24 protein-coding genes are annotated in these 24,893 nt (G+C 60.0%); 17 read left to right on the top strand and 7 right to left on the bottom strand.

What is annotated here, in order from left to right; all coding sequences use genetic code 11:
* Nucleotides 1-56 precede the first annotated feature (56 nt).
* From B9A11_RS09060 to B9A11_RS09075, 4 genes are all read left to right on the top strand, one after another.
* Entirely contained in the window at nucleotides 57-716 is a 660-nt protein-coding gene (locus tag B9A11_RS09060; RefSeq protein ID WP_058248073.1) for a Tim44/TimA family putative adaptor protein, read from the top strand.
* Nucleotides 713-1,756: a murein transglycosylase A gene (mltA, locus tag B9A11_RS09065; RefSeq protein WP_083499874.1), complete on the top strand. Its 1,044-nt coding sequence runs from the start codon at nucleotides 713-715 to the stop codon at nucleotides 1,754-1,756. Before B9A11_RS09060 ends, mltA begins: the two co-directional genes overlap by 4 nt.
* A complete protein-coding gene (locus B9A11_RS09070) occupies nucleotides 1,753-2,340 on the top strand; it encodes a Smr/MutS family protein (protein WP_058248074.1) in 588 nt (195 codons plus the stop codon). The genes mltA and B9A11_RS09070 overlap by 4 nt, the downstream gene beginning before the upstream one ends.
* Before the next feature lie 148 nt (nucleotides 2,341-2,488).
* On the top strand, nucleotides 2,489-2,932 hold the full coding sequence (locus B9A11_RS09075) for a c-type cytochrome (RefSeq protein ID WP_058248075.1): 444 nt from the start codon (nucleotides 2,489-2,491) through the stop codon (nucleotides 2,930-2,932).
* A 67-nt stretch (nucleotides 2,933-2,999) separates the two neighbouring features.
* On the opposite strand, the gene B9A11_RS09080 is transcribed toward B9A11_RS09075, so the two are convergent.
* Nucleotides 3,000-4,082, bottom strand: coding sequence for a polysaccharide biosynthesis/export family protein (locus tag B9A11_RS09080; protein ID WP_058248076.1), 1,083 nt, complete (start codon nucleotides 4,080-4,082; stop codon nucleotides 3,000-3,002).
* A gap of 119 nt (nucleotides 4,083-4,201) precedes the next feature.
* On the opposite strand from B9A11_RS09080, the gene B9A11_RS09085 reads away from it, so the two are divergent.
* Both B9A11_RS09085 and B9A11_RS09090 read left to right on the top strand, forming a co-directional pair.
* Complete coding sequence (locus B9A11_RS09085; RefSeq protein WP_159452486.1) at nucleotides 4,202-5,053, top strand: NAD-dependent epimerase/dehydratase family protein; 852 nt, start codon at nucleotides 4,202-4,204, stop codon at nucleotides 5,051-5,053.
* Nucleotides 5,050-5,667, top strand: a complete 618-nt coding sequence (locus B9A11_RS09090; RefSeq protein ID WP_058248078.1) for a sugar transferase — start codon at nucleotides 5,050-5,052, stop codon at nucleotides 5,665-5,667. The genes B9A11_RS09085 and B9A11_RS09090 overlap by 4 nt, the downstream gene beginning before the upstream one ends.
* Here the strand turns inward: B9A11_RS09090 and B9A11_RS09095 are convergent, their stop codons facing one another.
* Nucleotides 5,668-6,333 carry a YjbF family lipoprotein gene (locus B9A11_RS09095; protein WP_083499876.1) on the bottom strand — a complete coding sequence of 222 codons (666 nt, stop codon included), beginning with the start codon at nucleotides 6,331-6,333 and terminating at the stop codon, nucleotides 5,668-5,670.
* Nucleotides 6,330-8,408: a YjbH domain-containing protein gene (locus B9A11_RS09100; protein ID WP_234988781.1), complete on the bottom strand. Its 2,079-nt coding sequence runs from the start codon at nucleotides 8,406-8,408 to the stop codon at nucleotides 6,330-6,332. Before B9A11_RS09100 ends, B9A11_RS09095 begins: the two co-directional genes overlap by 4 nt.
* A 283-nt stretch (nucleotides 8,409-8,691) precedes the next feature.
* Here B9A11_RS09100 and B9A11_RS09105 point away from each other — a divergent pair, with 283 nt between their 5' ends.
* The 11 genes from B9A11_RS09105 (at nucleotide 8,692) to B9A11_RS09155 (ending at nucleotide 22,386) form a co-directional block, all read left to right on the top strand.
* Nucleotides 8,692-9,540 (top strand): flagellar motor protein MotB, encoded by an 849-nt coding sequence (locus tag B9A11_RS09105; RefSeq protein WP_058248081.1) that lies wholly within the window; start codon nucleotides 8,692-8,694, stop codon nucleotides 9,538-9,540.
* A 99-nt stretch (nucleotides 9,541-9,639) separates the two neighbouring features.
* Nucleotides 9,640-10,944, top strand: a complete 1,305-nt coding sequence (locus B9A11_RS09110; RefSeq protein ID WP_058248082.1) for a flagellar hook protein FlgE — start codon at nucleotides 9,640-9,642, stop codon at nucleotides 10,942-10,944.
* 35 nt (nucleotides 10,945-10,979) lie between these two features.
* Nucleotides 10,980-12,419 (top strand): flagellar hook-associated protein FlgK, encoded by a 1,440-nt coding sequence (gene flgK / locus B9A11_RS09115; protein ID WP_058248083.1) that lies wholly within the window; start codon nucleotides 10,980-10,982, stop codon nucleotides 12,417-12,419.
* Between the two features lie 12 nt (nucleotides 12,420-12,431).
* On the top strand, nucleotides 12,432-13,430 hold the full coding sequence (locus B9A11_RS09120; RefSeq protein WP_058248084.1) for a flagellin: 999 nt from the start codon (nucleotides 12,432-12,434) through the stop codon (nucleotides 13,428-13,430).
* Nucleotides 13,430-14,536 carry a flagellar basal body P-ring protein FlgI gene (locus tag B9A11_RS09125; RefSeq protein WP_058248085.1) on the top strand — a complete coding sequence of 369 codons (1,107 nt, stop codon included), beginning with the start codon at nucleotides 13,430-13,432 and terminating at the stop codon, nucleotides 14,534-14,536. Before B9A11_RS09120 ends, B9A11_RS09125 begins: the two co-directional genes overlap by 1 nt.
* A gap of 69 nt (nucleotides 14,537-14,605) precedes the next feature.
* Nucleotides 14,606-15,475, top strand: coding sequence for a flagellar motor stator protein MotA (gene motA, locus B9A11_RS09130; protein ID WP_058248086.1), 870 nt, complete (start codon nucleotides 14,606-14,608; stop codon nucleotides 15,473-15,475).
* Nucleotides 15,472-17,859 (top strand): hypothetical protein, encoded by a 2,388-nt coding sequence (locus B9A11_RS09135; RefSeq protein ID WP_058248087.1) that lies wholly within the window; start codon nucleotides 15,472-15,474, stop codon nucleotides 17,857-17,859. The genes motA and B9A11_RS09135 overlap by 4 nt, the downstream gene beginning before the upstream one ends.
* Before the next feature lie 224 nt (nucleotides 17,860-18,083).
* Nucleotides 18,084-20,108, top strand: coding sequence for a flagellar biosynthesis protein FlhA (gene flhA / locus B9A11_RS09140; RefSeq protein ID WP_234988783.1), 2,025 nt, complete (start codon nucleotides 18,084-18,086; stop codon nucleotides 20,106-20,108).
* Nucleotides 20,105-20,872: a flagellar biosynthetic protein FliR gene (locus B9A11_RS09145; protein WP_058248089.1), complete on the top strand. Its 768-nt coding sequence runs from the start codon at nucleotides 20,105-20,107 to the stop codon at nucleotides 20,870-20,872. Before flhA ends, B9A11_RS09145 begins: the two co-directional genes overlap by 4 nt.
* A gap of 6 nt (nucleotides 20,873-20,878) precedes the next feature.
* The gene (locus B9A11_RS09150) at nucleotides 20,879-21,970 is read left to right on the top strand and encodes an EscU/YscU/HrcU family type III secretion system export apparatus switch protein (RefSeq protein ID WP_058248090.1); all 1,092 of its coding nucleotides are present in this window, start codon (nucleotides 20,879-20,881) and stop codon (nucleotides 21,968-21,970) included.
* Nucleotides 21,967-22,386: a hypothetical protein gene (locus tag B9A11_RS09155; RefSeq protein WP_058248091.1), complete on the top strand. Its 420-nt coding sequence runs from the start codon at nucleotides 21,967-21,969 to the stop codon at nucleotides 22,384-22,386. The genes B9A11_RS09150 and B9A11_RS09155 overlap by 4 nt, the downstream gene beginning before the upstream one ends.
* A 42-nt stretch (nucleotides 22,387-22,428) precedes the next feature.
* Here B9A11_RS09155 and B9A11_RS09160 read toward each other — a convergent pair whose 3' ends face one another.
* The 4 genes from B9A11_RS09160 to flgG are packed head-to-tail and all read right to left on the bottom strand — an operon-like array spanning nucleotide 22,429 to nucleotide 24,889.
* Entirely contained in the window at nucleotides 22,429-22,938 is a 510-nt protein-coding gene (locus B9A11_RS09160) for a flagellar basal body-associated FliL family protein (protein WP_058248223.1), read from the bottom strand.
* Nucleotides 22,939-22,950: 12 nt separating this feature from the next.
* Complete coding sequence (flgH, locus tag B9A11_RS09165; protein ID WP_234988785.1) at nucleotides 22,951-23,679, bottom strand: flagellar basal body L-ring protein FlgH; 729 nt, start codon at nucleotides 23,677-23,679, stop codon at nucleotides 22,951-22,953.
* Nucleotides 23,680-23,687: 8 nt separating this feature from the next.
* Nucleotides 23,688-24,104 carry a flagellar basal body P-ring formation chaperone FlgA gene (gene flgA, locus B9A11_RS09170; protein WP_058248093.1) on the bottom strand — a complete coding sequence of 139 codons (417 nt, stop codon included), beginning with the start codon at nucleotides 24,102-24,104 and terminating at the stop codon, nucleotides 23,688-23,690.
* A complete protein-coding gene (gene flgG / locus B9A11_RS09175) occupies nucleotides 24,104-24,889 on the bottom strand; it encodes a flagellar basal-body rod protein FlgG (protein WP_058248094.1) in 786 nt (261 codons plus the stop codon). The genes flgA and flgG overlap by 1 nt, the downstream gene beginning before the upstream one ends.
* Between the last annotated feature and the right edge of the window lie 4 nt (nucleotides 24,890-24,893).

Here is a 24,893-nt window from a genome sequence, read left to right on the forward strand (position 1 = left end):
ACCTACATAGGAAGTCGAACGACCATTTTCCATGCACACCCCAACATGAGGTGCCGATGAACTCTCCCATTCTCCAGCTGCTGGTCCTTGCCGGGATTGCGATCTTTCTTGTTCTGCGGTTGCGGAGTGTCCTTGGTACGCGCGAAGGCTTTGAAAAGCCCCCCGTGCCCGCGCCTGCCCCGCGCAATGACGCCCGCCGCGATTTCGAAGTGATCGAAGGTGGCCCGGATCTGGACATCACCGACCACGTGCCCGCCGGCAGCGATGCCGCGCTTGCCCTGGCCGAGATGAAGCGCGTCGAGCCCAGCTTTAACGTGTCCGATTTCCTGTCGGGCGCGCGCGGCGCCTATGAGATGATCCTGATGGGCTTTGAAAACGGCGAGATCGAAGACCTGCGTCCCTTCCTTGACGATGACGTGTACGAGACCTTTGAGCAGGTGATTGCCGCCCGCGCCGAGCAAGGTCTGAGCATTGAGGCCGAATTTATCGGCGTGCGCGAGCTGTCGCTGGCCGATGCCACGTTCGACGCCAACACCCGCCGCGCCGAGATTTCGGTGAAATACGTGGGCGAGCTGACCTCGGTTGTGCGCGATGCCAACGGCGAGATCGTCGAAGGGTCGCCCAAGGACATCAAGCGTCAGAAAGACGTCTGGACCTACGCCCGCGTGATGGGCAGCGATGATCCTAATTGGCAGCTTTCCGCCACGGACGAATGACCCGAATTGCCCTTGCCGTTGCTTTCCTGATCGCCGCCATGACGGGGTCCGCCTCTGCTCAGACAGAGCCAAGCTTTGCGATCCTCGGGTTCGAGGACCTGCAAGGCTGGGAGGACGACACCCATCAGGCGGCGCTTGAGACGTTTCGCAACACCTGCGATCGGCTAAATGATCCCGATTGGGATGCGCTTTGCGCGCTGGCGCAAGAGGCGACCGACGCCAAGGGCTTTTTCGAGCTGCTGTTCCGCCCGGTGATGATCACCGAAGAGGGCGTCGATCCGCTGTTCACCGGCTATTTCGAACCAGAACTCAGCGGCTCTCCGGTGCCGACCGCGCGCTATCGCTTTCCGGTTTACAAGATGCCGCCCGAGGCGCGCAAAATCCGGCCTTGGCTGACCCGGCGCGAGATTGAAACCTCTGGCGTAATGTCCGGGCGAGGTTTGGAAATCGCATGGGTCGACGATGCGGTCGAGCTGTTTTTCCTGCAAATCCAAGGCTCTGGCCGCATTCGCTATCCCGATGGGCGAATGATCCGGGTGGGCTATGCGGGGGCCAACGGGCACAATTACCGCTCTGTCGGGCAGGAAATGGTGCGGCGTGGAATTTACAACGCGCATCAGGTCTCGGCGCAGGTCATTGCCAATTGGGTGCGGCGCAACCCGCAGGCGGGCCAAGAGCTGCTGCACCACAACAATTCGTATGTTTTCTTCCGCGAAGTCAGCGAGATCCCGGCAGACAAAGGCCCGATTGGTGCCATGAGCCGGTCAATCACGCCCATGCGCTCGATCGCTGTTGATCCGAAATTCACGCCGCTTGGCGCGCCGGTCTGGCTGGAAAAAGGCGGGGCGACCCCGATCAACCGCCTGATGATCGCGCAGGACACGGGGTCTGCGATCAAGGGCGCACAGCGGGCCGACCTGTTCATCGGCACCGGCGATGAGGCCGGCAAGATCGCGGGCCGGATGAAAGACCCCGGCCGCATGGTGGTTTTGATGCCGATCCAGCGCGCCTACGCCCTGTTGCCGGACACGATCCAATGAGCAAACGTCGATTGCGGCCCGATGAGGTCGAGCTTTGGCAGCAGATTGCCAAAAGTGCTGAACCTTTGGTGAAACGTCCCGCCAAAATCGACCCTGTTCCGCCCAAAAAGCCCGAACCGCGCAAGCGTGAGAGCCCCCCGCCGATGCCGTCCTTTGCATTGGGTGAAAGCGCGCCGCCGCATACGGAAACCCATTACTTCCCCAAGACCACGTCGCAGCGGTTGAACGCCACCCCCGTGCAGATGGACTCCAAGGCGTTCACCCGCATGAAGCGCGGCAAGCTGGTGCCCGAAGCGCGCATCGACCTGCATGGCATGACCATTGATCAAGCGCACCCGACGCTGGGCCGCTTTATCATGACGTCGCATTCGCGTGGGCTGCGCCTTGTGCTGGTGATTACCGGCAAAGGCAGCCGTGAAGACCCCTATGATCCGATGCCCCGGCGGCGCGGCGTGCTGAAAACCCAAGTGCCGCAGTGGCTGCGGATGCCGCCCATCGCGCAGGTCGTCTTGCAGGTTTCCGAGGCGCACCAAAAGCACGGCGGGGCAGGGGCGTATTACGTTTATCTGCGCCGGACGCGGTAAAGATACGCGGTAAATACGCCTTTAGTCGCGAATCTAGGCGGTTCACGTTCCCGTGGATGCGCAGAAGGTCGCACTTGGCCCTGGTTGTTGACGACATATCATTTGCGCTATGTAACCCGTCAGGAGACGCTCGAAAGGGAGTACTACGATGAAATTCCAAATCGCCACGATGATCGCCGCAGCGACGTTCGCGACCTCTGCTTTTGCTGACAGCCACGCCGGCGCCGGCGATGTGGCCAAGGGTGAAAAGACCTTTGGCAAGTGCAAAGCCTGCCACATGATCCAGGACGCCGACGGTGAGACAATCAAAAAGGGCGGCAAAACTGGCCCGAACCTCTATGGCATCATTGGTCGTCAGGCTGGCACCGTTGAAGGGTTCAAATACGGCGACGCTCTGGTGACCGCCGGTGAAAACGGTCTGGTCTGGGACGCAGAGACCTTTGAGGCCTATGTTGCCGATCCGACCGGCTTCTTGCGCGAGTACCTCGAAGATGGTGGCGCACGGTCCAAGATGTCCTTCAAGCTGCGCAAAGGTGCCGAAGACGTCTACGCCTATCTGGCATCGGTTGCCCCGGCCCCGGCAGCGGAATAATCCGGCCCATTTGAAACACGAAAGGCGCGTCCATCCGGGCGCGCCTTTTGCTTTGATGGGGCAGGTTTTAGTTGACCGCGTTGCCCAGCTGGTTCGTCACCCCAAAGACCGAGCCAATCAGGCCAAAGATCGTGCGGGCGTTGGTCACAGGCGATTCCGTCGCCAGAACCGTATCGCCGGGGTTGATCGGGAACTTGCGCGCCGCGAAGAGCCCATCGGCGCTGGTCAGATCAAAGGTAAAGACCACCTGCTGCATCGTCGGCCCCTTGCCCAGAGAGCTGGCCTTGTATTCGCGCAGCACCAGCACGCCTTCGGGGTCGGCGCGGCTGTCGGACAGACCGCCCATGAGCGACACGGCTTCCAAAGCGGTCAGCGTATCCTTGGGGAAGTAGATCAGGTCTTCGATCCCAGAGGCCCCCAGCGCGGTAAAGCTGCGGTCGTCCTGTTCAACGATGACGGTGTCGTTGGGGTGCAGCAGCGCGTTCTTGGAGCCGTTGTCGAACAGCAAATCCGCCGAGATTTCATAGGTGTGCGAGCCACGCAGCAGCCGCACGCGCGGATTGCGCAAGCCGGACGGGATACCGCCCGCGTCGGCCAGCAGGTTCAGCACCTTGTAGTTGCGGGACGGCATCGGGTAGGCACCGGGCTTGGCCACACCGCCGACCACATCCACCGCATGGTTGCGCCCCTGTTGCAGGCTGATCTGCACCTGCGCCGACGGCACGATGGTTTCCAGACGCGTTTGAATCTTGGCCCGCGCGCCGGACGGGGTCAGACCACGCACGCCAACCTTGTTGATATAGGGCAAAAAGATCGAGCCATTGGCGTCCACCTCGACCGCGTCGATCTTGGTAAAGCGCTCGCCGGGGTTGGTCAGCAAAGAGTTTTCCTGACTGTCCCAGATGGTCACGTCCAGCCGGTCGCCGGTGCGGATCACCGAAGAGGCGCTGCCGCTGGAGGCATTTGGCCAGTGATAATGCCCGTGCCAGCCGGTTTCGGGCCAGGCCAGCAGGCCGGGAATATTGGCGCGCGTGACCGGCACGACCTCAAAGGTCGGCACGTCAGAGGCTTGCTCTTTGACGATTTCCGATTGCAGCGCAGCCCCGCGCGGCAAACTACAGGCAGAGACGGCCAGCAGGGCCGCCAACATTGCCAAAATCCTGATAGACGACGTCACGTGCCCCCCGACATCCCGCGAATGTTTTGCGCTTTTTAGCTTATAGTCTCGGTGATACTCATGTCTGGAGTGTAATGAAAGACCTATGCGCCGTGTCCGATACAACTGATGCAACTCAGACCCGCGTGTATGTGCTGGGCGCCAGCGGCAAAGTGGGCCGTCTGCTGCGCGCGGTGTGGCGGGCCGGACAGGCGAACGGGTTGGAATTCATACCGATTTTCCGCCAGACGCCGGAGGATGCCGAGGGGTTGCAGTGGCGGCCAGAGCAAGACCTTCCCAATGTGCCAAAGGCCCGCGCGGTTTTGGCGCTGTGGGGGGTGACAGGGGCCGACCCGGCGGCCTTGCAGCAGAACGTGGATTTGGCGATCAGGGCGCAAGAGTTCGGGCAAAGCGTCGGTGCCGATCGGGTGCTGCACTGTTCCAGCGCCGCGGTCTACCGGCCCGAGGATCACCCCTTGGGCGAAGCGGCGCGGCTGGACCCGCCGACCCCCTACGGCGCGGCCAAGCTGGCGATGGAAAGGGCGTTGCAAGACGCGCCCGGCCCGACACCTGTGATCCTGCGGATCGGCAGTGTCGCGGGGGCAGAGAGCCTGTTCGGCAATATGCGGCCCGGCGGCAGCATTCACCTGCATCGCTTTGCGGACGGGCAGGGGCCGTCGCGCAGTTACATCGCGCCGCAGGACTTGGCCCGTGTGATCCACGCGCTGATCACCTCGCCCGAGGCGCGGGGCATTTATAATGTCGGCGCGCCCAAAGGGGTGCGGATGCAGGATCTGGCGCAGGCGGCGGCGTGTCAGATCACTTGGGCCCAACCGCCAAAGGGCGTCCCGCAGAACGTCGTTCTGGATACCACGCGCCTGCAAGGGCTGTGCGCGCTGGGGGCTGGGGCATCGGACGCGAGGCAGATCATCGCGGATGTCAAAGCCACCAGGGTCTGGCCATGACGCCTTTGCGCCGGGGTTTGGATATCCTCTATGCGCTGGTGCTTGGCGTGGTGCTCTTGCCGCTGATCCTCTACGTGGCGGTGCTGCTGCTTGCGCGCGAAGGCGGGCCGATCCTGTATAAATCCGAACGAATGAAGGCACCGGGGCAGGGGTTTCTTTTGTGGAAATTCCGCACCATGACCGTGGCAGAGGCCGACCAAGGCGTGTCCGGCGGGGACAAGGCCGCGCGGATCACGCCGACGGGCGCGTGGCTGCGGCGCACGCGGCTGGATGAGCTGCCGCAACTGTGGAATATCCTGCGCGGGGACATTTCCTTTGTCGGGCCGCGCCCGCCTTTGCGCCGCTACGTCGAGATGTTCCCCGAGACCTACGCCGAAGTGCTCAGGGACCGCCCCGGTATCACGGGTCTGGCCACGCTGGCCTTTCACCGCACCGAAGAGCGGCTGCTAAAACCCTGCAAAACGCCCGAACAGACCGAAGAGGTCTACTGCAAACGCTGCATCCCGACGAAAGCGCGCCTCGACATACTCTATGCCAAGGCGCGCAATCCGTGTTCTGATTTTCGTCTGATGGTCGCTACGGTGTTCCGCAGCGTGTCCATGCACCGCCGCTAGTTAGCGCCGCAGCGCCTGAGACAGCACGTAGCCGAGCGTTTTGCCCAGCCAGACCCGTGACGACAGGATATAGCCATCGGCGCTGACCACATAGGTGTTGGTAAAGGTGCCTTCGTCGTTGCCGCACTTCGCCGTGACGGTCTGCCCCTTGGTGTTGATCAAACCGGTGACCACGGGAACGGTCGCGCCGGTGTCCAGCTTACAGGTGAACTGATACGTTTCGGTCACGTCTTCGGGCGTCAGGTAGCGCTGCACGTAGGTTGCCGTGCCGACCGAGCGCCTGCGCACCAGCGACAGCAGCGCGCCTTCGTCCGAGGACATCAGGTCGCCTCCCAGACCACGCGTGGCGGTGATCATGCCATCGCGCATGACGACAACCTGCCGCGAGGACGCGCCAAAGGTGTGGTAGGGGCCGTTGCTTTCGATATCGACCATCACGACCTGGGACTCGCGGTCTTCGATCACGAACATGGTCACGGGGCCGGTGGTGCCGCCCAGCGCCTGGGCCAGCTGCTCGGGGCTGATTGCGGCGGACTGTTGCCGCGCGGCCTTGATCGCTTCGGGCAGCTTGGCGATGACATTGCTGTCAGGACCGTTGCCGCAGGCGGTCAGCATCGCCAAGGCGGCAAAGGCCATCCCGGCGCGCATTCGCAAAGAGTTCATCATCGCCAGAACCTCCCCCAGCTGTCGGTCACGTCTTGTTCGTGGTAGTCGCGGACCTTGTTATAAAGACGCCCGTTCACGTTCAGACGCGCGCCGCCATCGCGGGTCAGCGGCTGCAAGGTCACGGCGTTTTCCTTGCGCGACGGGGTGCCGATCAGGCTGGCGATCGGGATGGTAAAGCGGATGCCCTTGTCGAAGGACCCTTCACCAAAGTCGTCAAAGGACGTGTCGGTAAAGGTGGCATAGGCGCCGACCTTCCAGCCGTTGGCGAATTCGCGGTCCAAGGACACGGTTGCGCCGTAGTCGCCCGCCAGATAGCGGCCCGCATCGACCTGACCGTGGAAGCCGTTGCCAAAGTTGTAATAGGCCGAGACATGCCCGTTGACGTTGGGGATCTCACGCCGCGCGCCGGTGACCGGGTCGGTGGTGGTCATATCCTGAAAGCCGAACAACTGGTCATAGTCGCGGCGCATCACATAGTTCAGCTCTGCCCCAAGGGCGAGACGGCTGCCCACCGGCTTCCACAGAACTTCGGCAGAGGCGCCGCCATACATGCTTTCAAGATAGCCCAGCGTCAGGCGCGAATAGACATCCGCAGCCGGCCGCCCGTACATGGCCAGTTGCAGGTATTCGATGGCGGGGTCGCCTTCGCGCGCATAGACAGAGTGGTCAGTGCGCACGCGCGGCAGGGCGGATTCATCGACACGGGTCACGCTGTCACGGTTGCCGGTCAAACGCTTGGTGACCGCGCCAGAGACGACGATGTTCGGCGTGATTTCATAGTCGGCGGCGGCACGAACACCCAGGTCGGCGCGCACCGGGCTGTCCGGGTCAAACGCCGACAGGGCCACATAAGGCATCAGCGACCATGTGAACTTGGGGTAGACGCCCGGGTCTGCCTTGGGGGCCAAGCCGTAGCCTTCGATAATGCTGGCGCGGGCCAACATCTCGTCGGCGGCGTCATGTTCGTGGCGTTCAAGGTCCGAGCGCTTCAGAACGACCGCCGACATGGGCATCCCGTTGACCACCGGAACGATGACGAACTCTTCGATCGAGGCAGGCAGGCTGCGGGTCATGGCGCGGGCGGTGCGGCCAATCGCCTGCGCTTCAGAACCGAAACGCGTGTTGCGCAGCCGTACCGTGGCGCGGTGCGCGTCAAGAGAGACACCCTCGACCGACAGGCCATCCTTGGCGGCCAGGTCGCGCAGCGTCTTGATGGCACCGGCCTGTTTGGCGCTGTCGCCGGTCCAGCCCAGATCGCGCACATCCGCAGGCTGGCGCGGGGCCACCGGCAGACCCGCCGTTTCCAGACCGCCGGGAATGCCAAGACGCTTGGGGTTCGTGGCCAAGGTCAGCTGCGCGCCGACCTCGGTGCCCAAAACGTGGTAGAGCGACAGCTGCACACCGCTTTTGAAGCGGTAGTCCATGCCAAAGTTCCACGGGCTGGTCTTGTTCAGACCCATACGCGCGGCTTCGACCGCGTAATCGTCGGATGAGTATTCAAGCTTGAAGTTCAGCCGGTCGTTGGGCGCATAAGAGACGCCGCCGAAAAAGGCCATGTCGCCCTTGAACCATTGGGCAGTGGTCGGTGTGCCGCCCTTGCCGAAATCCACAGCGGGGCGTGTGCCCACCGACGCAAAGGATTTGTAGCTGCCAAGGCGCCCCCAACCGACGCCGCCGGTGGCTTTTAGCCCCGGGGCCAGCGTCTTGGTGGCGACGATGTATTCGCCGTTGTTGATACCAGTGCCGATGAAATCCTGAAGGCCGATGGCAACGGCAGGGCGAATATCTCCTTCGGTCAGCAGCTGGTAGCGCAGGTCGAAACTGCGGTCGAAGCGCTTGTTCGTTCCATCGAAGTTTTCAAGTGATGAATAGCGAAAGCTGCCGGATAGGCGTGGCATGATCTGGAAGGTCAGCGTGGTCCGCGTAATGCCGGCAAAGTTCGACACCGTCGCGGCAAGCTCGGCATCAGGCAGCATTTCGGCGCTGGGCATGTCGACCAGACCGGGCGAGCCATACAGGTTATACGATGGCGCATTCTGCGCGGTGTCCGGGATCGCAGCGGTGCTCATGAGCATCCACGATGCGCCCGCCAATAGCGCAGTTCTGGCGCGGCCTCTCGGGCGCCTGTCCAAAGCTCTGTCCGCCATGATTACCTCTACTCGGGTATTGTTTCCCTTACGTTGCTAGTGGTTTTCCCCAGCCCTGTCCATTCACGCAAGGGCAACGGTGGGCCAATGTGGGAAAACCGCACCGCCTTTGACGCCGCTTTGGGTATTTAACCTTACATTTTGAATCATTAAGCGGCTGGTAAGCGGCGGTAGCCTATACCTTTCCTTGGGTGAAAGAAAGGTGGTGGACATGAGTGGCGATGGCGTTGCGCCTATCATCATCAAACGGAAAAAAGTTTCCGGCGGCGACGGGCACCATGGCGGGGCCTGGAAGGTGGCGTATGCCGACTTTGTGACCGCGATGATGGCGTTCTTTCTTTTGATGTGGTTGCTGAATGCAACAACCGAAAAACAGCGCAAGGGGATCGCGGATTACTTTACGCCGACGATTGCCTTGACGCGGGTCTCTGGCGGCGGCGATGGCGCGCTGGGCGGGGAATCCGTCTTTGCGGAAAATACCCTGCCGCGCATGGGCTCTGGCTCGACCAGCCTGAACGTCCAGCCTCGGCGCCAAAGTCTGGATGGCGCGTCCGGCGCGCTGACCTCTGACAAGGCAGACGCCGAGGGGGAGGCCGAGGAAGAAGCCTTTAAAGAAGTCGCAGAGATGCTGATGGGCCGTGGCGGCGAAAGCATGGTGGCGGACGAGACGCTGGACCATATCGTGACCGATGTGACCGACGAGGGGCTGGTGATCGAGGTGTTCGAAACCGAAGAGGCCCGTCTGTTCGACGACGACAATCAGCCGACTCCCCTGTTGCGTGACATCGCTCGGGTGCTGATTTCTGCCTCGGTCATCGTGAATAATCCGATTGCTGTCGAAGGGCACACAGCCTCTTATCCGCTGGTGCTGGCGCGCAATCCGTCCTGGGATGTGTCCGGGCTTCGGGCGACGCGGTTCCGCGAATTGTTGACCGATCAGGGGCTAAGTTCCTCGCGCGTTCATAGGGTTACGTCTCATGCGGACCGGGAGCCGAACCACGACAACCCGATGGACGTGCGCAACAACAGGCTGGAAATCGTGTTCCTGCGAAACCTGTAAGATGAATTCAATCGCATTTTAGATGTTAGGCCCGCGTTAAACACGAGCGCGTATCTGTTGTCTCGGAATTTAGTTTCGAGACAGCAGAAAGGCGCGTCTATGACAATTTCATCCTCCCTCAATGCAGGCGTTTCAGGTCTGACGGCAAATGCGAGCCGTCTGGGCACGATTTCCGACAACATCGCGAACTCGTCGACCTATGGCTATCGCCGTGCAGAGACAGAGTTTAACTCGCTGGTTATGAGCAACAGCGGCCGTAGCTATACTGCCGGTGGTGTTGCCACCAACAACGTGCGTCTGATCGACCAGAAAGGGTCGTTGGTGACGACGGACAACGCGACGGATCTGGCGATTCGCGGTCGCGGGATGCTGCCGGTGGTGTCTGCCTCGCAGCTTCAGGCGACCGGCGAGCCCGAGCTGCTGCTGACCCCGACGGCCTCGTTCCGCCTGAACGAAGAAGGGTATTTGCAAAACCAGTCGGGCTATTACCTGATGGGCTGGCCGGCGAATCTGGATGGCTCGATCCCGTCCTACCCGCGGGACACCACCGACGGCCTTCAGCCTGTTCAGTTCAGCCTCAGCCTGACCGGTGACCCGACCACCAACGTTGAAATGAGCCTCAACCTGCCCGCAACTGATACCCAAGTGGATGCATCGGGCGATCCTTACAACCTGTCGATCGAGTATTTCGACAACCTTGGCGTGTCGCAGGCCATCAACCTGACCTTTACGCCAACGGTTCCGGTCGCCCCTGCGACTGCGCCGTCGAACACGTGGAACATGCTGATGACGGACACGGCTCAAGGTGGCGCGGTTGTTGGCGAATATGAAATTGTGTTTGACGACACCCGGAACACCGGTGGGCAGATCCTGAGCGTGACGACCATTTCTGGCGGTGCCTATGATCCCCTCACCGGGATTGCGGAGATCACCGTTGCAGGCGGCCCGATTGATTTCAACCTTGGCGCGGTTGGCGAAAACAGCGGCCTGTCGCAGCTGTCCGACAGCTTTGCGCCCATCTCGATCACGAAAGATGGGTCCGAAGTCGGGAACATGGTGGGTGTCGAAGTGGACGCCAACGGCTTTGTCAGCGCCCAGTACGACACCGGCGTCAGCCAGATCCTCTATCAGGTTCCGCTGGCCGATCTGCCCAACCCCAATGGCATGACCGCGCTGGACAATCAGACGTTCAAGCCGACGCCGTCCTCGGGCGCGTATTTCCTCTGGGACGCGGGGGATGGTCCGACTGGTGACATCAAATCCTTCGCCCGCGAGGAATCGACCACCGACGTCGCCAAGGAACTGACGTCAATGATCCAGACCCAACGGGCCTATTCGTCGAACGCCAAGGTCATCCAGACCGTCGACGAAATGCTTCAGGAAACCGCCAACATCAAGCGCTGACGGTTCTTAGATCAACTCCTCAAGGAGGCCAGTAAATGTCTTTATCTTCTGCACTTAACAACGCGTTTTCGGGGCTCAAGGCCAACTCGCGTGCTGCGGGTCTGGTGTCGACCAACATCGCGAACGCCACCACCGAAAGCTACGGAAAGCGCGAGCTTGTGCTGAATGCTGGCCTCACCGGGGGCGTCCGGGTCGACGGCGTTTCGCGCAATGTCGACTCGGCGCTGATCGCCGATCGCCGTTTTTCGGATGCTCAAACGGCCGCATCGAACGATCTTCTCAATTTTATCAAGAAAGTCGAGGACGTCGTTGGCGTCTCGGGCGAGGCAGGCTCTTTTGTCGGCCGCGTCGAAGCCTTTGAGAACTCGCTTTTGACGGCGGCGTCGAATCCAGCTTCGACCCAACGGCTGGAAATGGTGGCCACGACGGCGAACGATCTGGCGCTGACGTTGAACACCATGTCCGACAAAATCCAGACCCTGCGGACGGACGCGGACCGGACCATCGGCGCGCAGATCGATCTGATGAATGAAACCTTGGCGCGCTTGGACGAGATCAACGTCGACGTGGTCAAGGGACGGGTTTCGGGCGTCGATACGGCGAGCCTTTTGGACGAACGCAATCGCCTGCTCGACGGGATTTCGGACATCGTGCCGCTGCGTGTCGTCGAACAGGACAAAGGCAGTATCACCGTTTACACCACCGGCGGCGCTTTGCTTTTGGACAGCAAGCCCGCCGAGATAGAATTTGAACGGTCCATTGCGGTGCGGGTCGGCGACACTGTGGCAAACGGGGCGCTGTCCGGGCTGACCTTTAACGGTGTTGCCGTCAGCACCAGCGACAATGGGATGTTCGGCGGCGGGAGCCTTGCCGCACAATTCAACATCCGCGACAACGAAGGTGTGCAACGTCAGGCCGAACTGGACGGCATCGCCCGTGACCTTGTGGAACGTCTTGGCCCCGGTGGGCCGGACATGACGCTGGGTGCGACCGATCCGGGCCTGTTTACCGACATTGGACTCGCCTTTGATCCCCTCAACGAAGAGGGTCTCGCCTCGCGGATTTCTCTAAATTCGCTGGTTGCACCGGGCTCTGGCGGGTCTTGGCGGTTGCGCGACGGTCTGGGTGCGGCAACGCAGGGTGAGGTGGGTGAAGCCCGCTTGCTACAAGGCATTTCGGCCGCGATGTCCGCGTCCAATGTACCCAGCTCGACGACGCTGGCCTCGGTTTCCCGCAGTTTTGTCGATCATGCGTCCGAATTTGCCTCGACCGTGTCCGGCTCACGCGTGCGCGCCGAACTGTCGCAAAGCTATCAATCCTCGCGCAATACCGCGCTCAAAGAGGCCGAGCTGGCCAAAGGCGTCGACACCGACTTTGAGCTTCAACGGCTGATGCAGATCGAACAACTCTACACCGCGAACGCCAAGGTCATGTCCACCGTGGATGAACTCTTGCAGCGTCTGTTGCAAATCTAAGGAGAATTTCTCATGGAATCAGTCGGAGATATGGCCCGCGCGCTGGTGCTGAGGACCAATCAGGCCCAGCTTCGCAGTGAAATGGATCAATTGGCCGTCGAGGTCGCCACGGGCTTGGTCAAAGATCCCGCGCAGCACCTTAAAGGCGACTTGACCGGGCTGATGGCGATTGATCGCACCCTGTCCAAGCTGGACACCTATCGCGTCAACACCACCGAAGCGACCTTTTTGACCGGGTCGATGCAAACTGCGTTGGATGAGATTCAATCTAGAACGGAACTTTTGTCGCAGTCGTTGATTTCGGCGGAATTGACGCCGAACAGCTCTTTGCTGTCGACTATGGCGCAGGACGCCGAAAACGCATTTGCACAGGTTTTGAACGGTTTGAACCGCTCGGTTGCGGGGCGTTTCATGTTCTCGGGCACCGCGACGGATCGGCCTGCGGTCCAGGACGTGGATACTTTCTTGGGGGATCTGCGGACCGCTGTTTCCGGGTCTGTGACCCTGGCCGATGTGGAAACGGCTCTGGATACCTTTTTCGGCGCGGGCGGCACCTACGAGACGACCACCTACCAAGGCTCTACCGCTGGGATTGCACCGCTGAGACTGAGCGAGACAGAGACGGCGAACGTGGATATTCGCGCCACCGATCCGGTGTTTCGCGACGTGCTGAAACCGCTCGTTATGGCTGCTTTGTCGACGGATGGATCGCTGGGCCTGTCACAGGATGTACAGGTCGAAATGCTGGCAAAAGCCGGGCGGGATTTGCTTGGTGCGCAGCAAGGTATGGTTGAACTTCGGGCAGGCCTTGGCGCTCTCGAAGCGCGTGTCGAAGAGACGACCGCGCGCAATTCGGCAGAGCGCACGGCAACCAGTATCGCCAAGCTCGATCTGGTTGGGGCCGACGCCTACGAGACGGCAACGCGGTATGAAACGATCCGTACGCAGCTCGAAAGCCTGTATGCGATCACCGCGCGGTCGCAGCGTCTGTCTCTGGCGGAGTTCCTCTAATGCTCAAACGCCTGCTCACGTTTTTCATCTTGGCAATTGGGCTGTGCTCGACGGCACAGGCTCAGTCGGTTCGCATCAAAGATCTCGTTGAGGTTGAAGGCGTCCGGTCCAATGATCTGGTCGGATACGGTCTTGTCGTTGGTCTGAACGGCACGGGGGACGGGTTGCGAAACTCTCCTTTCACCGAAGAAATCATGTCGAATATCCTTGAGCGCCTTGGTGTGAACGTGACGGGCGAACAGTTTCGCCCTCGGAACGTGGCTGCGGTGATCGTGACCGGGAAGTTGCCCGCATTTGCACGCATAGGTGGTCAGATTGACATTACGGTTTCGGCGATTGGCGACGCCAGTAGCCTGCTGGGCGGGACCTTGATCATGACGCCGTTAAACGCGGCAGACGGGCAAATCTATGCCGTCGCCCAAGGGACGGTGATCGCGGGCGGAGTCGAAGCCGAAGGGGACGCGGCGCGCGTTGTCCAGGGCGTTCCGACGGCTGGTGTCATCCCTTCGGGCGCGCGGGTCGAGCGCGAAGTTGAGTTTGATTTCACGCAACTGTCCTCTCTTCGGTTGGCCTTGCGGGAACCCGATTTTACAACCGCCGCGCGTATCGAAGACGTCATAAACCGGGCCATCGGGCGCCGGGCCGCGACAATGATGGACGCAGGCACGGTGACGGTGGATTTGGGCCGCACTGGCACGGCAACGCCAGCCCGCGCCGTGGTCGCCATCGAAAACCTCGCGGTGGAACCGCAGCGGCGCGCGCGGGTCGTTGTCGATCAACGCTCTGGCACCATCGTCATGGGCGCGGACGTACGCATTTCTCGGGTGGCCGTGTCTCAGGGCGGGCTCACCTTGCGGATCGAGGAAGCGCCCTTGGCGATCCAGCCCAACCCCTTTGCCGAAGGCGAAACCGTCGTGGTGCCGCGGACTGGGGCTGCCATCGAAGAAGAGCCGGGAATCGGCTTGGCCGAGGTGCCGACGGGGACGTCCTTGTCCGAAGTCATCGCTGGCTTGAACGCCCTGGGCGTGAGCCCGCGAGATATGATCGACATTTTAAAGAGCATCAAAGCCGCAGGCGCGCTTCATGCTGATTTTGTCGTGATGTGACGGCGCGCACAGAGAGTTTCTTAACGGCTCCATGCCACAGTGTAGCAGAATTGGTTCGGGAGACCGGGAATGCTGGGAATTATCGGTATCGTTGTTCTTTTTGGGATGGTGTTCGGCGGCTATTTGGCCGCGGGCGGCAAAATGGCGATTATTATCAAGTCACTACCGTTCGAGTTCATGATGATCGGCGGCGCTGCGGCTGGCGCTTTCATGATCAGCAATGACGGTGCGACTGTAAAGCACACCCTGAAAGATGTCGGCAAGGTTTTCAAAGGGGCCAAGTGGAAACACGATGACTACCGCGACCTGCTGTGCCTTTTGTTCGAGTTGATCCGTCTGGCGCGTCAAAACCCGGTCGCTATCGAAGAACACGTTGAGTCCCCAGCTGAATCCACGATTTTTGGAAAATACCCCAAAATTCTGGCTGACAAACATGCCATCGAGTTTATCTGCGACACCATGCGGTCTGTTTCGATGAACTATGACGACCCGCACCAGGTTGAGGAGGTGTTGGACAAGCGCCTTGAGGGGATGGAGCATCACGCGCTGCATTCCAGTCACGCGTTGCAAAGCATGGCGGACGCCCTTCCGGCTCTTGGGATTGTGGCAGCTGTGCTGGGTGTTATCAAAACCATGGCCTCCATCGACCAACCTCCAGAGGTGCTTGGGAAACTGATCGGTGGCGCGCTTGTTGGCACGTTCTTGGGGGTGTTCTTGGCCTACGGTCTGGTCGGGCCTTTTGCGACCAAGGTTAAAGCCGTCTGCGAAGAGGACTTCCACTTCTATCATCTGATCCGCGAGGTGCTCGTCGCGAATTTGCACAACCATGCGACCAATATCTGCATCGAGGTGGGCCGCCAAAATACGCCGGACCATCATCGCCCGACCTTCGAGGAATTGGAGGAGGCTCTGAAATCCGTAAAGCAGGACGCGGCATGAAACGACTTTTTGTCGCCCTTTTTGTGTTGGTGTGGCCCTCGTCCCTTGTGGCGCAATCCATTGCCGTCCGCAGCGGGGATCATGCTGATTTTACCCGGCTTGTTGTTGATCTACCGGACGGCAGTGATTGGAGCATCTCCGACGCCGACGCTGGCCGGACAAAGGTTCTTCGTCTGTCCCGGCCAGGGCTGAGTTTTGATATCGGAGACGTTTTTTCCCGTATTTCGCGAGATCGCATCGTGGATCTGGATTCGCCCCCACAGCGGTCCGAATTGAGAATTGAGCTCGGCTGCGCATGCGAAATCAATGCCTATTCATTTAAGGATAAAATGCTGGTTTTGGACGTCCAGAACGGCCCGGCGCTATCTCCCGCGCCGGAAGTTGTTGCGGTGGATACCTCAGCCCCGGAGGAAATTTCACCTGTGGAGGTGGCCGAACTCCCCGAGCCTGAAACCGAGCATCTCGCCGATGCTGATCACGTCGCGCCAGAGCCTATTCAAGAGCCAAGGCCGCAAGATGCAGCAACGCACGCGCCTGCCGGATTGGCAGAAGTCAGGCTTGGTGAAAAGCCAGGAATCGGGCCCGAGCGGCAACAGAGCCCCTTGATGCCTGGTGTGACGATGGCGCGTCCGCAAGAACGGTCTGTAGCACCGCATGACGCTGAACCGGTAAAAGAACCGGACTTGGCCCAACACGCTCGCGGCCCATTGAGCATTGGGGACCAAATCATTGCCGATTTGGCAGCTGCGGCGACTCAGGGTTTGTTGGATCCGGCTATTTCCCCGGATGGGGGGCTGAAAATTGATCATGTGGCCGTTAGAGAGGCTGAGCAAAACCAACTGAATGCACCGGATTTGACCGCCGCTTTATCGGCGGGACTGGCGGGCGTCGAATACTCGGCTTCTGGTTCACAGCGCATTGCGATTGGTGGCGACAGTTGTGTCCCGGAAAGTTCCTTGAATTTCGCGAGGTGGGCGCCCAGTGAGTCAGAACCGAGCAAAGCTCTGTCTTCTGCGCGAAGTGCGGTTTTCGGAGAATTCGACCGTGTCGACGAGAGCGCGTTGACAAAATACATGCGCCTGTTGAACTTCTACACCTTCGGGGTCGAGGCAAGGGCGATGACACAGCTGTCTGAAGAGGCGCCAGACCCGACGATCCTTGCTTTGTCGTACCTTGTCGATTTGGAGGACGATCCCACCGATCATTTCGCCAACCAAAGCGGCTGTGAGGGATCGGCCGCGCTTTGGTCTGTCATGGACATGGAAACGCTTCCCATGGGTGGTAAAATCGATCCGTCCGCAGTGATGCGGGCCTTTGATGCTTTGCCACGGCACGTTCGGGAACATATCGGGCCAACTTTGGCGGACAAACTTGGCCAGTTCGGCCAAACTGATACCGCCAAGGATGTCCTGCGGCGGCTCGAGCGTGCCCAAGGGACGGAAACGGATCAAATTGCGTTGGGCCGCGCGCGGCTTGATGCAAAGACCGGCGATCCACACGATGCTGCGAAAACGTTGCAGAAATTGGCAATGTCCGGGGGTCCGGACACGCCCACAGCCATTTTGGCTGCGGTTGACGCCGCTGACGAAACAAAAGAGCCCGTTCCAGCGGCCTTTGTCGAACTATCAGCGGCCTTCGCGACCGAGATGCGAAATTCCGAACAAGGTCCGGAAATGTGGGATGCGTATGTGCGTCTTCTTCTGATCAACGGCGAATTTGACCAGGCATACGAAGCCATTGCCGATGCACCGGACATCCCGGAAAGCGATTTGTCTGAAATGCGCGACAAGATGTTGAAGGCGCTGCTCACCAGTGACAACGAAGTCGCTTTCCTCAAGTATACTTTCAAGTTCGAGGGCCAAGGGCACGAAGTGAGCTCCCCGGATTTGACCCTATCGATTGCAAAGCGGATGCTCGCTTCTGGTCTGCCAGACGCTGCTTTGGATCAACTTGATCATCTGCCGGAAACCCCCCCGTTGCTGGAGGCACGCTTGCTGCACGCCGAAGCTTTGCTCGACTTGTCGCGACCCGAAGAGGCAGAGCTTTTGCTCAGTGGTCGGCAAGGTCCTGAGGTGGACCGGCTTAGGGCGGAAGCTCGCCGCCTGATGGGGGATCATGAATTCGCCAAGACTGTCTACAACGATCTAGGGGCCGAACAGGACGCCCTGAATGCTGCATGGCTTTCTGGAGATTGGGCAGATGTGGCCGAGGCACGTGATAGCGCCCTTGCTCCAGCAGCCGAATTAACTCAGCAAGAACAAACAGTTGTTAATCCTCAAGATCTGTCCTTGCAAGATGCAGAGCGGCTCTCTTCCGAGAGCGCCGATGCCCGTGAAACCTTGCGAGCCCTGCTCGAAGCGACACGGATCGAAGCCCGAGATTGACGAAAAATAAAGGGCTCTAAGATATCCCAGTCAGAGTTGCAGAAAGTAACTTGAGGCCAAGAAATGGCAATCTACAAATTCCAGTGCGATGGGCAAATCGGCACATCGAGAACGACGACGTTTCCGATTTTGCGAGCATCGCTGCCGTCAGCTGAGCGGATCGCGTCATGAACCTCTCGGGCGCTGCGCTTTTTAAACCAACGATCCTGCTTGCGATTGCGCTCATGGCAGTGATCGTCATGATGATTCTGCCGATGCCGTCATGGGTCTTGGACGTCGGGCTTGCTGCGTCATTCGGGCTGGCGATCCTGATTTTCACGGTGACCTTGTTTATCGAACGTCCGTTGGATTTCTCCGCTTTTCCGACGATTTTGCTGACCTCGTTGATGCTGCGGCTATCTTTAAACGTCAGTTCGACCAAGCTGATCATCGGCCAAGGGCACACAGGTACCCACGCGGCCGGCGAAGTCATTCAGGGCTTTGCCAACTTTGTCATGGGCGGCAGCGTCTTTCTGGGTCTGGTCGTTTTCGGCGTTCTGATGATTGTGAATTTCGCAGTCATTACAAAAGGCTCTGCCCGGATGGCCGAAGTTTCGGCACGTTTTGCACTGGACGGAATGCCGGGCAAGCAGCTCGCGATTGATGCCGACATGTCGGCTGGTGCGATTGACCACGCCGAAGCAAAGCGGCGCCGCGAAACCGAACAGATGGAAACCACGTTTTTTGGCTCGCTCGATGGTGCGTCGAAATTCGTAAAGGGCGACGCGGTCGCCGGTCTGTTGATCACCCTTTTGAACTTGGTCATGGGGATGATCATGGGCGTCGTGGTCCACGGCATGGCGGTTGGCGATGCGATGGAAACCTATGCCATCTTGACGGTCGGCGACGGATTGGTGTCGCAAATCCCGGCGGTGATCATCTCGATCGCTTCCGGGCTGCTGCTCGCGCGCGGTGGCACTATCGGGTCGACTGACCTTGCGGTTGCCAAGCAGCTGGGCCGCCATCCATCTGCGGTTCTGGCGGTTGGCGTCCTGATGTTCTTGTTCGCGTTGGTGCCCGGCTTGCCGTTTTTGCCTTTCACGCTTGGCGCTGCGGTTTTGGTCGGCACGGCGTGGTGGCTATCCACTCGCCCGCCCGAAGAGGAAGCCGCGCCAGTCGAAGAGGACGAGGTCACCGAACCCAAAACCCAGCAAATGGGGGATGTGCTGGATTTGGATGACATTCACGTCGAATTTGCGCCGGATTTGGTGAACATGGTCCTTGATCCTGGAACTGGTCTTGATGTGCGGATCGCCAATATGCGGACGCATATCGCCTCGCAATTTGGGTTGATCCTGCCTGAAATTCGCCTGACCGATGCACCTTCGTTGCCGACCGGCACTTATGTTGTGAAAATTCATGGGGTCGAGATGGCCCGAGGCGAGCTGAACCCGGATTTGGTTTTGGCGCTGGTCCCCGAGGCGAGCAACGCTCTACCAGCTGGGCGGGACGTGACCGAGCCGGTCTACGGCGCGCCGGCCCGCTGGATTCGCCCAGAAGATCAAGAACGTGCAGCCATCACGGGCGTGACCATCGTCACCCCGACCGAAGTGCTGGCCACCCACCTGCTTGAAGTGATCCGCCGTAACTTTGGTCGTCTGCTGACGCTCAAAGCGCTGCGCCGATTGCTGGACGAGATGGTCTCGCTCACCAATCCGGCCCGCGCCGAGGCGAATCGCAAGCTGTTGGACGAGCTGATCCCGGACAAGGTGCAGATCGACACGCTGCACCAAGTGCTAAGGCTGTTGCTGGATGAACAGGTTTCGATCCGAAATCTGCCGCTGATCCTCGAGGCCATTTCCGAGATGCGCGGTCAGCAAACCCAGCCCGAGGCGATTTGCGAGCATGTTCGCCAACGTCTTGGTTTCCAACTGGTTGCCAGTATGCGCCGCGACGATGGAACGATCCCGCTGATCCAACTGGCGCCTGAGTGGGAGGACACCTTCCTGCGCCATCAGATCGAAGGAAACCATGGCGGCCTGGATATCGCGCTGCCGCCTGACCGATTCGAGGCGCTGTCAAACGGCTTGGCAGAGCAAATCGGCGAGGCGGGCAATCGGGGCGTCATGCCTGCGGTGGTCACTTCGGCCCGCCGTCGCCGCTTTGTGCGCACGGTAATGGCGGCCAAGGGGATGACCAATCCAGTCATGTCCTTCGAGGAAATCGGTCTTGAAGCGAGACCGGCCTTGATTGGCGTGGTCGCCGCATGATCGCTTTGTTGCCTTTGGTTGATATGTTAACCGATAGCGCATGGGCGGCCTTGATCGTTTTCCTGCGCGCCGGCGCTGTCATGGCTGCATTGCCGGGCTTGGGCGAACAGGTGATTTCGACCCGCGTGCGCTTGGTTTTGGCGATCATGTTAACCTTGATCGTGGCACCAGCCGTGACGCCCGCGATGGATTTGCCCGAGCCGAATTTCGGGACCTTTGTCTTTGCATTGGCGACAGAGACGATCTCCGGCCTGTTTCTTGGTGTTGTGTTGCGGCTGTTTATTCTCGCGATCGAAACCGCAGGGGCCATCGCGGCGCAATCGACCTCTTTGTCTCAACTTTTAGGCAACAATGGCACCGACCCCATGCCGGCGATCGGCCACATTTTAACGACAGCCGCGCTTGCCCTGCTGATGGCCACTGGTTTTCACGTTAAAGCCGCCGCCTTTCTGGTCATTTCCTACGACATGCTGCCCGCGATGCAATTTCCCAACCCGTCGGATATTGCCGAGGCAGGACGAGAGCGCGTCACCGAGAGTTTCGCCTTGGCGTTCAGCCTCGCTGCGCCCTTTGTGATCATGTCCGTGATCTACAATCTCACGCTTGGGGTAATCAACAAGGCCATGCCGCAGCTTATGGTCGCTTTCGTCGGCGCCCCGGTGATCACCTTCGGGGCGATTTCCCTGCTAACCGTTGCTGCGCCGTTAATGCTCAGCGTCTGGTTGAGCGCGCTCGAAGCTTTTCTTGCGGTTCCATTCAGGTAGAGCGCGATGGCAGAAGAAGACGAAGGCGGCGAAAAGAGCCACGAGCCATCACAGAAAAAGCTCGATGACGCGCGAAAGAAGGGCGAAATTCCCCGTGCTGCCGACCTGAACACGGCAATGGCCTATCTTGGGATGCTGATCTGCTGCACGGCGCTGGGTAGTTACAGTTTGATGCGTTTTGGCGACGCGCTGATGCCACTGATCGAGCAACCTGATCGCCTGACGGAATTGTTCTTTGGCGATGGCGCACAAACAATCGCGGGGTCTGTCATGACGGCGGGGATGGCTCCGGCGATGCCTTTGCTTTTGGTGCCGGGGCTGTTCGTCATTTTTACCCTGTTTGCCACACGCAGTTTTGTCTTTTCCGGCGAAAAGCTGATCCCCAAGATGAACCGGATTTCTCCGATTTCGAACGCCAAGAATAAATTTGGCCGTCGGGGACTGTTCGAGTTCTTTAAAAGCTTCGTCAAACTGACGGTTTATTCCATCTTGCTTGCGGTGTTTTTAAGGAGCCAGCTGAACGACATTACAGGCACAATCCGCGCGAATCCGACAGAGATCATGGTGCTTTTGACGCGTCTGATGCTGCGGTTCCTATCGATTGTCGTGCTGATTGCGGCCTCGATCGGTGCTTTGGATTACTTTTTCCAGCGGGCGGAACACATGCGGAAACACCGCATGTCTCACAAAGAAATGCAGGATGAGGCGAAAGAAGCGGAGGGCGATCCCTACCTCAAAGCGCATAGGCGCGGCCGCGCGCAGGAATTAGCGATGAACCAAATGATGGCGGATGTCCCCGAAGCGGACGTTATCATCGTGAACCCGACGCATTACGCCGTCGCGCTGAAATGGTCGCGTGCGCCAGGATCCGCGCCAAGCTGCGTGGCCAAGGGTGTTGATGAAATTGCGTTGAAAATTCGCGAGATCGCGGACGAGAACGACGTGCCAATCCATTCCGATCCGCCAACGGCGCGCGCGCTTTATGCGACGACAGAGATCGGCGATGAGATTTCAACCGATCACTATCGCCCCGTCGCGGCGGCGATCCGATTTGCAGACAGTATGCGGGCCAAGGCGCGCAAGAGTAGGTGGATATGACCCAGTTCGAGCCCCTTCTGGAAGTGACTCAAATTCTCAAGGAAAAGGCGCTGGAAAAGCACCGCCGGAACCTCGATGAAAGCGCGCGGCTGGCGCAGGAAATCGAACAGATTGATGAGCTTCGCCGCTCGGTCCAGGCCGATTCAGAGACGATTGGCGCGCGGCAGATGTTGGGTGCGGATGCGCTGTGGCAAGGATGGCTGCTGCGCAAGCGGGCAGAGTTTCTGCGGCAGGCGGCTTTGGCGCGCGCACGGGAATTCGACAGTCTTGCGCAGGCGCGCACCGCGTTTTCGAGGGCCGAAGCCGCGAAGGAGCTGGACGAAAAAGCGCGCGAAGAGCGCCGTCAAAAGCTTCTCGCGCGCGAGGCTGACACGTTGGAGGCGTTGGGAACCATGCGCCGCTTTCAGAATCGATAACGGCCCCACAAAGGGGGCCGCCTCTTAAAAGTTCTCTTTTCTTTAAGTATCTTGGCGGGCGATTTCGGTGATGAGGACATCGCTGACATCGCTGCCCAATACGGAGCGCGCGGCATCCAAAAGCCCTTCGCGCAAGACATCCATGCGGTCGCCGTTGGTAAACGTCCCCTCAAATCCGCCGATGTTCGCGTGATCAAAGAGCACTTGCAGGAATTCATCTCGCAATTTGGGCTCTCGCGCATAAACCGTTTCGGTCGTGCCGGAGGAGACCTCGACGCTGAGGGAAGCCACGACCAAGGCCACGACCGCGTCTTTTCGCATCACCGGGACCACGAACTGGTTGTTAAGTTTGACATATTCGCGGCCAACGGGCGGGCCTTCGTCCACCGTCTCTTCGGGGGGCGCTGCGTGTTCCGGATCCTCTACCGGCGGGATACATTCGATCGCGCCTTCGGCATGTTCCTCGGCTGGGGGCGGCATCAGGAATAGCCCCGCGCCGACACCTGCGCCGGTGCCGATCAGAGCGAGAATAATAGGGAGGAGTTTCTTGATCATCGCTTCGCCTTAGAAAGGCAGGACCGCGTCCAGCACTTGCTGGCCAATCCTGGGTTGCTGCACATCGGTGATCTGCCCGCGCCCGCCATAGGAAATCTTGGCCGAGGCAATCTTGTCGTAGGTGATTTCGTTCTGTCGCGAGATATCTTCGGGCCGGACAAAGCCAGACACCAACAACTCTCGCAGCTCAAAGTTAACGCGGACTTCCTGCGTACCGCTGATCGCCAGAACGCCGTTTGGCAGCGTGTCGGTGACGGTTGCGGCGATCCGCAGGGTCAGACTCTCGCTGCGGCGGACCGACCCATTCCCGGACGAAGAGCTGGCACCGTCCAGCGCAACGGCGGTGTCAAGACTGGCACCATCTGGCAGATTAGGGTTGATCCGCTGAGGAATGCCCAAAAGCTGCGGGATATTCATGCTTTCCGAGCCAGAGCGCGACCGCTGGCTGTTGTTGCTGATCTCGGCGCTTTCGTCGATCTCGATCACAACGGTCAGGATGTCGCCGCGTTTCATCGCACGCCGATCACCCAGCAGCGAAGTCTGCCCGCCGCTCCATAGCGAAGCACGCGCGGTGGGCGTTTGGGGCGGCAGCGCCTCAGGCATCCCAGAGGCGATCATCGCGACACGTTCCATGCTTTCGGTCTGCGGGGTGAACGACGGCTCTTTGCCGATGTGGTCCAAGCGGCTACAGGCCACAGTCGTCAGGACCATCCCGAATAGGCAAAATTTTCTCAGCATTATTAACCTCATTTCGACACGATGACCGCGCCGGTTGAAGAAATCGTTCCAAACAGAGTGGTTTTGGAGGAAAGGTTCATGACGCGAATGCGTTCCCCTTCTGCGCCGCGCGCCAAGGCCCGACCTTCGGCCACAATCCGCAAACCGCCCGCGTTGTAGATCAGCTCAACCACTTGATTTCGCTCAATCAACGCGGGTTCACCCACGGCGCTGCGCATGACGGCGCGGCCCGGATAGATGGCATACAGCGCCTCTTGGCCGACCACTTCGTCGATGCTTTCGAAGGCGCCGGGCACAATGGCCGGGTCCACGCGCAAATCCTGTGGCGACAGGATTTCTTGCGGGCGGATGGTGCGCGTCGCCACCACGGTGTCGGCTACGGCAGGGCCGCTCAGGATCAAGGCTATGGCGCAGGCAAGTCTCATCAGCGGACCTGAGTCGTCGCCGCAAGCATTTGATCCGCCGCGGAAATCACTTTGGAGTTCAACTCGTACCCACGCTGCGCCTCGATCAGGTCAGAGATTTCCTTGACCGCATCCACCGAGCTGTCCTCGAGATAGCCCTGTCGCAAAGTGCCGAGCCCATCGACGCCCGGCGTCGACTGCAAGGCGGGGCCCGACGCTTCGGTTTCGGTAAACAGGTTCGCGCCGATCGCTTCCAAACCCTTGGGGTTGGTAAACCCGGCCAGCGTCAGCTGACCCAGCTGCTGCCCCGCCGCGTTGTCGGCAAAATAGGCGAAAACCTCGCCTTGGGCGTTGATCGATACGCTCAGCGCATCCGCCGGGATAGTGATTTCGGGCGAGACGGGAAAGCCGTCGGACGAGACGATCAAGCCCTCGCCCGTGCGTTTAAGTCCGCCATCGCGCGTGTAGGCGGCCTGACCCGAGGGCAAAGTCACCTCCAGGTAACCATTCCCTTCGATCGCCACGTCCAGATCGCCGCCGGTGGCGGACAGCGACCCTTGGGCCAGTTGCATCGACACCGAAGAGGGGCGCACCCCAAGACCCAGCTGAACGCCGGTCGGCAACACAGTGCCGTCGGACGCGTTGATCGACCCGGGCCGCGCGTACTGCTGATAGTGCAGATCGGCAAACTCGGCGCGGCGCGCGTTATAGCCGGTGGTGCTCATGTTCGCGAGGTTGTTGGAAATCACTTCCACTCGCATTTGTTGGGCGCTCATGCCCGTTGCTGCAATCTTGAGTGCGCGCATCCTG

Origin of the sequence: Tropicibacter naphthalenivorans, from assembly GCF_900176475.1 — a bacterium.
GTDB lineage: Bacteria > Pseudomonadota > Alphaproteobacteria > Rhodobacterales > Rhodobacteraceae > Tropicibacter > Tropicibacter naphthalenivorans.